Annotated in this window: 7 protein-coding genes; 4 read left to right on the top strand and 3 right to left on the bottom strand. The window is 24.2% G+C overall.

Translation table 11 applies throughout. The features are described 5' to 3' along the window. Positions 1–416: 416 nt before the first annotated feature. Positions 417–662: a zinc ribbon domain-containing protein gene (locus tag MBFIL_RS08660; protein ID WP_066973605.1), complete on the top strand. Its 246-nt coding sequence runs from the start codon at positions 417–419 to the stop codon at positions 660–662. A 294-nt stretch (positions 663–956) separates the two neighbouring features. On the opposite strand, the gene MBFIL_RS08655 is transcribed toward MBFIL_RS08660, so the two are convergent. After that, positions 957–2,600, bottom strand: coding sequence for an ATP-binding protein (locus MBFIL_RS08655; protein ID WP_066973602.1), 1,644 nt, complete (start codon positions 2,598–2,600; stop codon positions 957–959). Positions 2,601–3,232: 632 nt separating this feature from the next. On the opposite strand from MBFIL_RS08655, the gene gatA reads away from it, so the two are divergent. After that, a complete protein-coding gene (gene gatA, locus MBFIL_RS08650; RefSeq protein WP_066973600.1) occupies positions 3,233–4,609 on the top strand; it encodes an Asp-tRNA(Asn)/Glu-tRNA(Gln) amidotransferase subunit GatA in 1,377 nt (458 codons plus the stop codon). A 123-nt stretch (positions 4,610–4,732) separates the two neighbouring features. On the opposite strand, the gene MBFIL_RS08645 is transcribed toward gatA, so the two are convergent. Together MBFIL_RS08645 and MBFIL_RS08640 are read right to left on the bottom strand one after the other, a co-directional pair. Next, positions 4,733–6,286, bottom strand: a complete 1,554-nt coding sequence (locus MBFIL_RS08645; RefSeq protein ID WP_066973597.1) for an ATP-binding protein — start codon at positions 6,284–6,286, stop codon at positions 4,733–4,735. Positions 6,287–6,590: 304 nt separating this feature from the next. Next, positions 6,591–7,319 carry a hypothetical protein gene (locus tag MBFIL_RS08640; RefSeq protein ID WP_066973595.1) on the bottom strand — a complete coding sequence of 243 codons (729 nt, stop codon included), beginning with the start codon at positions 7,317–7,319 and terminating at the stop codon, positions 6,591–6,593. A gap of 186 nt (positions 7,320–7,505) precedes the next feature. Here MBFIL_RS08640 and MBFIL_RS08635 point away from each other — a divergent pair, with 186 nt between their 5' ends. After that, entirely contained in the window at positions 7,506–9,044 is a 1,539-nt protein-coding gene (locus MBFIL_RS08635) for a nucleotide-binding protein (RefSeq protein ID WP_066973593.1), read from the top strand. An 894-nt stretch (positions 9,045–9,938) separates the two neighbouring features. Further along, positions 9,939–13,211 (top strand): CDP-glycerol glycerophosphotransferase family protein, encoded by a 3,273-nt coding sequence (locus MBFIL_RS10325; protein ID WP_084266364.1) that lies wholly within the window; start codon positions 9,939–9,941, stop codon positions 13,209–13,211. Positions 13,212–13,524: the final 313 nt, after the last annotated feature.

Here is a 13,524-nt window from a genome sequence, read left to right as displayed (position 1 = left end):
TAAAATAGAATTTTATTAAATATTCACGTTTATTTTTATAATATTATTTATTATAATTCTATAAATATAATTTTAAGTTAATTAACAAAATTTAAAAACTTAGATTTTTGAATTGTTGCACAGCCTTCTAAACATTAAAAAAATAATTGATAGATAAATTACTAATATTTTAAATAATATTAAATGAGTAATTTAGAATATTACTTGAATTTGAATATGTATTATTTAGAATATATTCAATTCCGTATATATTCAATTTTAGATATATCCATTTTTGGACATAGTTATTTTATGACATATTATTCTATATAAATCTTTCTAAAATTGGAATATTGATGAATATTGATATATTGATATATTTAAATATAAAATGAAACTTATTGAAAAATATAATTAAAAATATAAGGAGAATTATTATGAAAACATGCATTGCTTGTGGTATGCCTATGAAGAAGCTTTCAGATTATCCTAAAAATAATGAAGATTTGGATTATTGCATCCATTGTGCAAAAGAAGATGGATCTATCCAATCATTTGATGAAATAAAAGAAAAGTTAACTAATTTTATTATTAAATCTCAAAATTTAAACAAAGAAGATGCTTCTAAAATTGTAGAAAATCAAATGAAAAAACTTCCAGCATGGAAAACTTATTTTAAATAGAAAACTTTTATTTATCTATATTAGGAATATAGTTCCTTTAATTTAGTAAATTTTAGATAATTTCAGTTTATTTTAATGAATATATAAGATAATTAATCCTACCTAAAATACTACTATGATTTAATAAATAATATTCTTATATTTTACACATTATTATTACAAAAAGAATTAGTTAAGATATGTATTAATAATTATAAAATATGTAATAAATAATACTTAATAATGTCAGAAAATGTAATAATAATTAATTAATAACAATTCAAGAATATGTAAGACAATAAAAAAATTTATAAATTAAAGACTTTCCCCATTTACTTCTTTTATTTTACATTTAACATCTGTTATAAAACCATCATCAATATATATGTCTTTTAATGCTAGAGCCATGAGTTTCACACTACCACCATATGCAAACCAGTATTTTTTCCTGTTAATTTGTTTAAATGCTTCTTTAATTAAAGTATCAAGTGTTTTATTTTGGTCTTCTGTATACTTCATTTCAACAATGATTACTTGTTCTTTCTCAATATTGTTAAGAACAAAGTCTATTCTTCCATCTTCTATTGTTTTTTCTTCTATAATTTCAAAATCCATTACTCTTGCCCAAGTCGAAAATACCATAGAGTAAAATTTCCATTTCTCTTTATTATCTTTACTTAATCTAAGATAATAAGGTATTTCCGCAATAAAAATTCTTAATTTTTTAGATAGTTTCTCGCAATTACTATTAATAATATCATCCCAAATAAGTTCTTGGGATTTTTTAAACATATTTTCAACTTTTTCCTCATATAAATCTATAAGATTATCCTTAAAACCTGTTTCAACTTCAAAATTAGGAATTCCTAAAGTGTAATATATTCTATTATTTTTATCAGTGTATTTCTTTTTAATAGTTAAATAACCAGATTGAAACAGTACAGGAGTAATTTTAACAGATAATGGATTATATTGCTCTAATTCTGATTTAGTAATATTTATTGGTTTAAAATAATTAATATTAATTTTTTCACTTTTTAACATTTTAACTAAAAAATTTGGTGTTCCAGTTCCAAACCAAAAATCAGAAAATTCTTCATTAGTCTTTGAAAGTGATGATAAAGTAGAGTAAGGATTAAAAACTCTATTTTCGCCATCCCAGGAATAACCATCATACCAACGATTAATTTCATCTAAACATTCACTATAGGTCATTTCCTTTTTATTCGCTAAATTCTCAATATAATCATGTAAATATTCTTCTAATTCATTATGACTTATACCACAAATTGTTGAATACTCTTTTGATAAAGTAATATCAGTTGGATTGTTTAATTTAGAAAAAATTGATGTGTGAGCAAATTTACTAATACCTGTAATAAAAATAAATCTTATATAATCATCACTAGATTTTAAAGCATTATAAAAACTCTGAAGAGTCTTGCGAATATCATTAACTATTTTTTCATCACCAATATTATCTAAAATAGGCACATCATACTCATCTATTAAAACTACAACTTTTTTATTTGTAGTTTTATATATTTCCCTTATTAAGACTGAAAAATTGTAATCTACAGGTAAATGTTCATTTAAACTTATATTATACTCTCGAGCAATATTATTGATAGTATCTGCAAGAGTTAATTTTAATAATTCATTAGTTTCACTTGAAAGATCACTTATATCTAAATGTATTACTGGGTAAGATTCACCCCAATTCCATTTATCATAAACATATAATCCTTTAAATAAATATTTATTACTTAAAAAGAGATTTTTTAAAGTATTAATAAGTAATGATTTACCAAACCTTCTAGGGCGAGACAGAAAATATATTTTTCCAGAACTAACAATGTTAAAAATATCCTTGGTTTTATCAACATAAAGATAGCTATTAGTTCTTATATCTTCAAAAGAGGAAATGCCAAGAGGCAGCTTTTGTAAATTGTTTTTCATGAAAATAACCTTCATTTTAAATAATAAATATTCTGTTTTTCAATATACTTATAATTATATGTTATAGAAAAACATGTGTATTATAGTGTATTATAGATAGTTTTAATAAATAAAAATAAATAAAGGATTTATTAAGTTAAAATATGTTAAAATATGTATTTTTAAGTTTAAACTTTAGATAAATGGAAATATTAATTATCCAATTCATATTATCTCTTAATTTATTAATATGTATTTTAAATCATTATAAAATAAAAAATAGCTATTTAAAAAGGAACAAATAAATAAGTAATATATTTAAGTTTAAAAAAATATATTTGTATTATTATAAATTTTTATAAAGATTATTATAAAGATTATTATAAAGATTATTCATATTTACAATTAATAAAAGCATTCTTCATGTTTAAAATGCTTAAATTTTGGAATAGCTTTTGTTCAAACTTTTATTTCCGAAGGAAATTTAGAGAAATCTTTGATTTCTCGTTTTCAAAAGTTTGTTTCCAATTAATAAAGTAATTAAAGATAAAAATAATTAAAAAATATAGCTAAAAATTAATTAAAAATAGTTAACAATAAAATAATCATTATAATCAAAAATTTACAGGATTAACATTAAATAGGGTGTTTTAATGAGCATTATAGAAAAATCACAATTAATTAAAAATCAAGAGATTAAAGCAAGGGATAATGTAGAAAAATTCATAAATATTATTGATAAAAAAAATAATAGTATTAATGGATTTTTAGAGGTTAAAGGTGAAGAAGCATTATCTCAAGCTCAAAATATCGATTCTAAAATAGCTAGTGGAGAAAAAGTAGGTAGTTTAGCTGGACTTGTTTTTGGAATTAAAGCAAATATTAATGTAAGTGATTTTACAATATCTGCAGCATCAAAAACCCTTGAAAACTATATTGGTAGCTATGATGCAGCAGTTATAGAAAATATTAAAAAAGAAGATGGAATAATCATTGGAATAACTAATATGGATGAGTTTGCAGCAGGAAGCTCAACAGAAACATCTTACTTTGGTACAACTGATAATCCTGCAGCACCAGGTCATGTTCCTGGAGGATCAAGTGGAGGGAGTGCAGCTGCAATAGCTAGTGGAATGTGTGATATTGCACTTGGATCAGACACAGGAGGTTCAATAAGAAATCCAGCATCACACTGCGGAGTAATAGGATTCAAACCAACTTACGGTGCTGTTTCAAGACAAGGTTTACTTGATTTATCTATGAGTCTAGACCAAATAGGGCCACTTTCAAATGATATTTCAGGAATAGCTATTTCACTTAACACTTTAATAGCTAATGATCCATTAGACTGTACAAGTTTAAAGTGGAAGTCTCCAGACTTTACAAAAGCCCTTGAAAACACTCCAGAAGATAAGATTAAAGGTAAAAAAATAGCTATTTGTAAACAATTTAGAGAAGTAACTGATGATAATATTAACAATATAATTGATAAACAAATCGATAAATTAACAGATAATGGTGCAGAACTTGTTGAAGTGAGTTTTGACTATATTGACATCTGTCTTCCAACTTACTACTTAATAAACTATGTTGAGTTCTTTTCAAGTACAAGAAAGTATGATGGTCGAAAATATGGTTATAAAATTGAAGAAGCATGCGGAGATGAAGTTTTAAGAAGAATTAAAATGGGCTCCTACATATCCCAACAAGAATTCAGTGGAAAATACTATAAAAAAGCATTACAAGCACGTTCACTTATTAGAACTGAAATTAATAAGCTATTAAAAGATGTTGATCTTATTGTAGGTCCAACAGTTCCAAAATTACCTCATAAAATTGGTGAAAAACTTGAACCAATGGAAATGTACGCTTACGATGTATTAACAGTAATAGCAAACCTAGCAGGAATCCCTGCAGGAAGTATAAAAGCAGGTCAACACAATGGGATACCTGTAGGATTACAGATCCAAGCTAAACCTCAGGATGATTATAAAATCATAGAAGCAATGGATGCTGTTGAGAAATTATAACTCAAACTTTTAAAACGAGAAATCAAAGATTTCTCTAAATTTTGAGAATTATAAAGACTAGCAATTATGAAAAATTAAAATTATTCTTTATATTATTCTTTATATTATTTTTTATATTATTTTTTATTCTTTAATTAATTTACATCCTATTTCACTATCCTTAAATACAATAGCTCCTTTAATTATATTTTTATTTTTGTATTGTCTCCCATATTCTTGTGTTTCTATTTGATTTAATGCTTCATTTATCATGTAATTAATTGAGCTTTTGCTGCTTTGTTTAAACTCAATTATTATTACATAATCATCTTCTTCTATTATAAGATCCGCATTTCCTTTATAGCTATGGACTTCACTATGCACATGTAATTTTGCAGTGTATAATAACATGAAGACTAGTACATGATAATATCTTTCGTCATTTCCTCTTAAATCACTAGGTATTGGTGATAAGTAGTCTCCCAATGTTTCTTTTATTTTCATGCAATTAGCTTCAATTGTATATTTTAAAAGTTTTTTTGCATAATCTAGAACATCATACAAGGGTATTTTAGAGTATTGACTTATTAGATTTTCAAATAAAGCCGATTTCACCTCATAATTTGGGATTCTTAAATCATAAAACTTTTCATCTTCTTTTGTTTCAATATTGTTTATTGTAAGATATCCTGTTTGAAATAATAATACTTCATCCTTTATATTTGAAGTAGTTGGGTTTTTAAGCTCATTATCTGTAATTATATTTGGTTCTGCAATAGATTTAAGATCATATCTGTTTAAGGGATAATCTACCAATACATTAGGTGTTCCTGTGCTAAACCAGTTTTTAGAAAACTCACCATTCTTAAAACATAATAATGTGGAATATGGATTATAAACTCTTTCCCTACCATTCCAACTATAACCATTATAAAAAGTTTTAATTTTAGCTATAGTCTCGCAGTTCGAAATATTAAATATATTAGATAGCTTTCTTATGTAATCAGAAAAATTATCCTCTAATTCTTCCTGAGTATACCCACATATTGAGTTAAACTTATCAATAAGAGTTAAATCATCCACACTATTTAATTTCGAAAAGACAGACACCTTAGTGAACTTTGATACACCAGTTAAAAATATAAATTTAATATACTGATCATTCGTCTTCAAAACTTCATAGAAACTTCCTAGTTTAGACTGAATTTTATCTAAATCTTTGTTTTTGAGATTAGATATAACTGGTTTGTCATATTCGTCCACTAAAACAACCACATTTTTATTTGTTTTACTGTATACTCCAGTTATTAAATCTGTGAATTTCTCACTTAATCTTTTACTATGTATTTCTATTTGAAAATTTCTAGCTATTCTCTGAATTCTATCATCTATAGTATCTTCTAATTCATTCACAGTAGCATAATCTTCTCCAGATAAATCTATATGTATTACAGGGTAGTTTTCTTCCCAATTCCATTTATCATAAATGTATAGTCCTTCAAAAAGCTTTTTATTCCCTTCAAATAACTCTTTTAGAGTACTAACTAGCAATGACTTTCCAAAACGCCTTGGTCGCGCGAGAAAATTAATCCGTCCATAATCAGTTAATTCTAGAATATATTTTGTTTTATCAACATATAAGTAGTTATTTTCTCTTAAAACTGAAAATGATTGTGTTCCAGTAGGTAATTTTTGCATGTTCTTTTTACCCCATTAATAATGTTTGTTATATAATTTTGTTTTTAATTGTTTATATATTTGTTGAATATTTCTAATTAATACTTATTTAATTATCACTCTCATATACACCAAAGAATAATAATTGTTCTCAAGCTCACAAAAATATGATTGTAAGAAATATAGGGATGATCTTAAGCATATCAGTGGAGATGAATTTCAAAAAGAATTAAAATGGAAGCATTTTACTGTGTAAAAAAGTTATACAATAATAACTTTTTATTATTGGTTTATCTATAAAAACTGTTGTCTATTATTGCCCATTCTATTTTTCAGTATTATCAGTATATAAAATAGCTGAAACTATTAAGATTATAACTAATAGAGATATTAATATTAATAATATTGATATGAAATAATTCACAGATATTCCTGAATTAAGAATGATAATTAAAGAAAACACAACACAAATTACTAAAAATAGATTAAGAGATGAATATTTGCTTATTATTGGACTATAACTACCTTTTAACTTATTAATAAATTTATTAGTTCTTTTTTCTGTGTTTCTATTTATATTAAAATATTCTGAGTCTAAATTATCTATAATACTGTTATTTATCTTATTAAAAAATCCAAAAAATCCTGTGAGTTTAGAATTGTATAATTTTGTATCATGTGAAATTTCTGAAGTTGCATTTAAAAATAGGATTAAAACAACTGAAATAGTGAAATTAAATAGGAAGTTATGTATAAACCAATTATATAGCCAAAAATAATCCCAATAAATGAAGCCCGTCGTGTACAAACTAGCATCATAAAAAGGTTTTATTAAACAGATTAATATTAATATTAAAAACAAAAGTAATCTCTGTAGCCTTGTACCTGTTCCTTCTAAATAAATTTCCCGTGCAGGAATAATTAAAAATATTAAAAGCAATACAAATAGTATTATTGCAAAGACAGGGTCTCCAAATAAAATAAATGAATAGAAAGCAAGCACAGTTCCAAACATTATAAGTAGGGTACTTGTACGTCTTTTGAAAAGAAACATTTTAAAATCACCTTTAATTTCCTTTAATTTATTTTTTAAAAAGGGTGTTCAAATTTATATATAATAAGTTTTAATATTAATCTACTTATTAATTTAATTATTCTAATTAGTATTTATTATATTTAATAAATAATTTGTATTTAATAAATAATTAATTAATTTAATGCTATTAAAAAAGGAATAAACATGAAAATAGGTATGACATATATTAAAGGTTCACTTCCAGGATTTGAAACTTTTGGAAACTTACCAACAAATATTGTAAAATCCAATGGACTTGTAAATGGTAAAAAAGCCCACAAGGAACTAGATGCTTTGATAATTCCAGGTGGAAGTATAATTGAATCACAATCTGTTAGTGATGAGTTAGCAGATGAAATAAAAAAAATAGCTATTAATGGAGGACTTATTGTTGGAATATGCTCTGGTTTTCAAGTGTTAGGTAATTGGACAGATGTTGGACGAAAATCACCACAACCAATACTTAAAAATGGTCTTGGATTACTTGATGTTAATTTTTCACCACTTATAAGTAATGATAGGGTAGAAGGAGTTGCTGTAAATGATTCTATCTTAACTAAAGATATTAAAGATGGAATCCATGGTTTTCATTGTCATACCTATGGTAAAATTGAAAATAATGAAACAGAAATTATTTATTCTAAATTAAAAAGAGTTAATTATAAAAATATTGATGAATATAGTGTTTCAGGTGTAAGAAATGATGATGGAAATGTTATTGGAACAATGATTCATGGAATATTTGATAATAACCCTAAAATTGTGAATAATTTCCTTGAATATATTGGAGCAAGTGATAATGATATTATTAATATTAAAAATAGAAATAAAGAATTTTTAGATAATATTAATAAAGAAATAGCTATTGAGTCCAATATTAATATTTTAAATAATTCAAATAGCATTAATCATCCTATTGTTAAATATATAAGAAATAAAAATAAGGAAAATCTAGGTAAAGGTCCTTTAACACTTATGATTGGAAGTACAGGGTCTGATTCTGGAAAAACATTTATAACAACAGGAATAGCTGGAAATTTAAGGAAATTAGGATTAAATGTAGCTATTTTAAAAATTGGACCAGATATTAGAGACACCGTTCCAGGACTATACCTTACAAAAGGACTTATGGAAGACTATGGATCTATTAAAATAGGAAATCTCGGATGGATGGAAATAGCTAAAGTAATTGAAAAATTCAAAAAATCTAACTATGATTTTGTATTAATTGAAGGTGCTATGAGCATCTTAATAGGTTTATTAAAGGATATTGTCCCTTACTCTGGAGCAGAAATAGCTAAATCTTCAAATATACCTATTACTTTAGTTTCAAGTGTAAATAAATCAGGAATAGAATCCTCTGCTGTTGATGTTATTGGCCACTTCAAGATTTTAGATAAAATAGGAATAGAAGTTAGTGGAATAATACTCAATAAAGTTTATGATATGGATATTTTCAATAATATGCTGTCACACATTAAAAATAAAACAAATATTGATAATATAATAGCTATTCCTAAAATTAAAATGGAAGAGCGTGGTTCAACTCCAGAAGTTGAAATAAGCCTAGAAGATTTTGGAATTAGTGCTATGAACACAGTTGAAAAATATGTTGATTTAGAAGAATTAGTTAAAATAGCTAAAAACCCTGAATTTAAGGGTTTTTCAACATTTAAAGAAATTAAAAGCTATTTTAAGTCTTGATTTATATTATTTTTATAGAATGTATTAATTAAATAATGTATGAGGCTATATAATTCATTAAAAATGTATTTAATTAATTTTTAAGGATTTAAACTAAATACTTCTTAAAATAAAGCTATTTAAGCATTTTAATAGAGAAGTATAATTTCAGAACATACGGAGAGTTTTTTATCAAGCCAATGAAGAGTATATATTAATAATAATTTTCCTATTTTTGAAAATTTACAAGAGTCTTATGTTTATTTTCCTTTTTAAAAAATTTTAAATAGGAATATCATTGAATATATATTAAAAATCATTTTAAAAAGAAAATAAATTATGAGTGTAAATTTTAAGCAGTAACTCGAATATATCATTAAAAAAATAATCATTACAAATGAAATCCATTAAATTATAATGAATATGAATTTGAAATTCCATATCTAATAGAATCATATGAACATTAATGCTTGAAAAAATTGAATCATATAAAACAATTATTACTTGATACATCATGTGTACTGGAAAAAGGAAAAAATGATTAATAATCATGATAGTAAAATATGGAAATTTATAATAAATATTGGGATTTAGCTATTAAAAAGGAGAGCATTATGCTTAAAAGTAGAATATTAAGAACATATAGCTACTAGGGTATGTGGAGAATCATTAAAATACATATTCAAAAATTTTATTGATTTTATACTCAAAAATAACAGAAATATATTTAAGTATAAATTATATAGAAAAAGTAACATAGCTAACATTTACATTTTGTATATGTAAATCTTCATATCTTATAATCTTATAATCTTATATAAAATAGCGAATTAGTGCGAGTTTAGTATATTTTAGTTATTATTACAATATATTTATATATATTTATCAATTTTCTGGTCAGATGGTGATTAAACAGTGTTAGAACTTAAAAAAATATTATTAGTTCCAAGTGCATACAATAAAAGAGCATTGGATGATATTAAAGCATATATATCTATATATAAGTATAAATTTGAAATAAATGTTTTAATAAATGAATTAGATTCTGTGATCATTAAAAAAGATGGGTATAATTTAGTAAAAAACAAAACAAGTTATGGAGCGTATTTAAAATATACTTCTGATTATGTTATAGATGCTGGATCTCTAAATTACAATTTTAAAAAATCTTCAAAAACTAAATGGGTGTCAATTTGGCATGGAGTACCTTACAAAAAAATGTTTATAGATTTTGATGAAAAATCATTGAGTGGTGGGATTAGATATGGGAAAGCTTATGATATGATGATTTCAACATCCCCTTATTATACTGAAACTTTTTTAAGAAACTCAATGTTATATTCTGGAGAGATTAGAGAATTAGGGTCTGCTAAAATAGATAAACTATTTGCAAGTGAAGAAGAAATATTAAAAATAAAAGATAGTTTAGGAATTCCTTTAGATAAGAAAATTATACTATATGCACCTACATATCGTGAAGAAGGAAAAGTTTCATTGCCTTTTGATCCAATAAAATTAATTGAATCTTTACCTAATCCTGATGAGTTTATTTTAATTGTTAAATTACACTATCTTTCCTGGTTAGATCAAAATAGTTTTAATTATAAAATAGTGGATTGTACTAATTATTCTGAAATTTCTGATTTAATGTTAATTTCAGATATGTTAATTAGTGATTATTCTTCACTAATATTAGATTATTCCATTATAAATAAACCTATAATTCTTTTTCAACATGATAAAAAGGAATATTTTGAAAACAGGGGAACGTATTTTGATTTTAAAGATTTTTTACCAAAAAAACAAATAGTTCAAAGAGAAAAAGAATTGTATGAATTAATGGGCACTGAACTTGAAAGTGATAACTTTAAAATGAGAGAATTTTTTTATCCATATGAAAATGGAAATTCTACAGAAAAAATAGTCAAATCTTTAGATTTTGATAATAGTCCACGGAGATTTAAAGAGATTATATTCTTAGTTAATGAATTGAATCAAATTGGAGGGGTCCATTCCTTTATAACAAACATGGCAAAATATTATAAGGATAAATATAATTCAAAAATTTTTGTAATAGCTATTAAAGAATTTTCCAATGATAAAAACTTCATTAAAGTGTTCGAATCAGAATATGTAGATTTTACACTATCTTCTCAATCAGCTCCCAATACATGTAAAATAATTTTGCGAAATACTAATGGTTATATTATCACGATGCAATTTAGTGCACAATTACATTTTCAAAAATTTTTGGAAGATAAGAATTCAATATTGATGTTTCATGGGGATGTTAAAGATGTTATAGATAAGAACATGTATACATGGCATTTAGAGTCTTTAAATAACTACAAACTTCATAACTACAAAAAATTAATAGTATTATCTAAAAAACAGGAAGATTTGTTAAAACCTCATTTAAATACGGATATTCAAAAAAAATTAACAAGTATAAATAATTCAATTGAATTAGATTATACTCCTTTAAAACAAACTTCTAAACCTAATTTTGCATATATTGGAAGATTATCAAAGGATAAAAATCTAATGGCTTTAATTGACATTGGAAAAGAAATTAAAAAACAAAATTTAGACTTTAAAATTAATATATATGGCACAGGAGAATTATTAGACAAAATAAAAAAGGAAATAAAATATAATGATCTTGAAAATATTCTTTTCTTAAGAGGATATGAAGAAGATAAAGAAAAAATATTTGAGAATAATCGTGCTTTAATTTTAGTATCTAAAACTGAGGGTTTTCCATTAGTTATATTAGAAACTTATTCTTATGGTAGATCCGTGATATTATTTAACTCATTTACTTCAGTTTCAGATGCTGTTGAGGATAATAAAACAGGGTTCTTTGTAAAACCATATATTTATTCAGAATTTATTGAAAAAATGAAAAAAATAAATGAAATCAAACAAGAAAACATTGAAAAACAACTAGAAAAATTTGATAATGAAAAAATATTTAAAGAATGGAACAATCTATTCTCACAAATCGAAAATGAAGATGGAATAAAGTCAAAAGATAATATAATAACATCTAAAGCTAAAAAAACTAACTTAAAAGCAAAAGACAAAACTGCAAAAATTTATCTTAAAAAAAGGCGAAGAACAATTAATTATTTAAGTAAAAAACTCCCAAAGTTCACCAAAAAATTAAAAAGTAGTATATATAAAATACAAGGGAAAAAACCTTTAGTTTCAGTCATAATACCTTGTTATAATTCCACGGCATTTATTAAAGATGCAATAGGCTCAGTTTTAAGACAAAAACTGAAAGATATTGAAATTATTGTAGTAGATGATGGGTCCAAAAACACAGTAAAAGATATTGTTAGTGGATTCAACAGCTTTAAAATTAAATATTATTATAAAAAACATTCAGGACCAGGATTAACTAGAAATTATGGTATAAAAAAGGCAGCTGGAAAATATCTATTTTTCTTAGATTCAGATGATAAAATAACTAAAAATTCATTAAATGCTTTGGTAAAATTTGCTGAAGAAAAGAAATTAAATGTGGTATCTGGAATAACAGAAAGGCATAATATAGAGACAAATGATAAAGATTTATGGTTTCCTGCAATATACAATAAAAAGTATGTTGATAATATTAAATCAAGATTAAATTTGTATAAAGACGTTTTAACTACAAATAAGCTTTATAGAAAAGATTATTTACTAGAGAACAATATATTATTTAAAAATGGTTTATATGAGGATAAATTATTCACTACAAAAATATATGCAAAAACTAAAAGAATAGGAATTTTAGATCAAATAGTATATATTTGGAATGTTAGAGGAGATTATTCATCAATATCCACCTCATGCAATATTGAAAATTTTAAAGAAAGATTAAATTCTATTGATATGGTTTGGGATTATCTGCCAGAATACAGAAAACCATACACTTTTGATTTTTTTGTGAATCATGATATGATAATTTATGTTAGGTCCTTTAAATTTTTCACAGAAAAAGAAAAGAAAGAAATATTTGAGCTTATAAAAGAATTCTGCAACAAATATGGTAAATATTTATACCCTAAATTAGCTAATAAAACAAATTTACATCTTATTCACTGTGTGATGGAAGATAACTATGAATCTTTTTTAAAAATAGGTAACATTATATCTAATAATTGGCATGAAGATAGTCCACAAACCTCTATGAATTAAATGTTAATTACAATAAAATGAAACAAACATTTCAAACTTTTAAAAAAAGTTTGAACAAAAATTGAGTCATAAAATGCAATTAAACACAATTTCACAGGGTATTAAATTTGATTTAATTGAATTAAAAAGATTTTGAAAAAATTTTCTATTTTTCCAGTATCAGTACCTTAAAATGTTTTTATTAATTTGGCTGTGCAATAATTAATTTTTCAGTTGATGGATGACAGTGAATTTTCTTAGTTGTGGTTAGATTGTAAATTATTTTTTGTAGTTTTTTTTATTTGTTGTCTATGTTTTTCATTGAATATCTATT

The sequence above is a fragment of the Methanobrevibacter filiformis genome, from assembly GCF_001639265.1.
Taxonomy (GTDB): Archaea; Methanobacteriota; Methanobacteria; order Methanobacteriales; family Methanobacteriaceae; genus Methanacia; species Methanacia filiformis.
Note: the sequence above shows the minus strand (reverse complement) of the source record. Positions and strands in the feature narration are given on the sequence as shown.

What these genes read in the sequence shown, in the direction of transcription:
- MBFIL_RS08655 (WP_066973602.1), bottom strand. Translation starts at nt 2,600, where the DNA reads ATGAAAAACAATTTACAAAAGCTGCCTCTTGGCATTTCCTCTTTTGAA.
- MBFIL_RS08635 (WP_066973593.1), top strand. Translation starts at nt 7,506, where the DNA reads ATGAAAATAGGTATGACATATATTAAAGGTTCACTTCCAGGATTTGAA.
- MBFIL_RS08660 (WP_066973605.1), top strand. Translation starts at nt 417, where the DNA reads ATGAAAACATGCATTGCTTGTGGTATGCCTATGAAGAAGCTTTCAGAT.
- MBFIL_RS08645 (WP_066973597.1), bottom strand. Translation starts at nt 6,286, where the DNA reads ATGCAAAAATTACCTACTGGAACACAATCATTTTCAGTTTTAAGAGAA.
- MBFIL_RS08640 (WP_066973595.1), bottom strand. Translation starts at nt 7,319, where the DNA reads ATGTTTCTTTTCAAAAGACGTACAAGTACCCTACTTATAATGTTTGGA.
- gatA (WP_066973600.1), top strand. Translation starts at nt 3,233, where the DNA reads ATGAGCATTATAGAAAAATCACAATTAATTAAAAATCAAGAGATTAAA.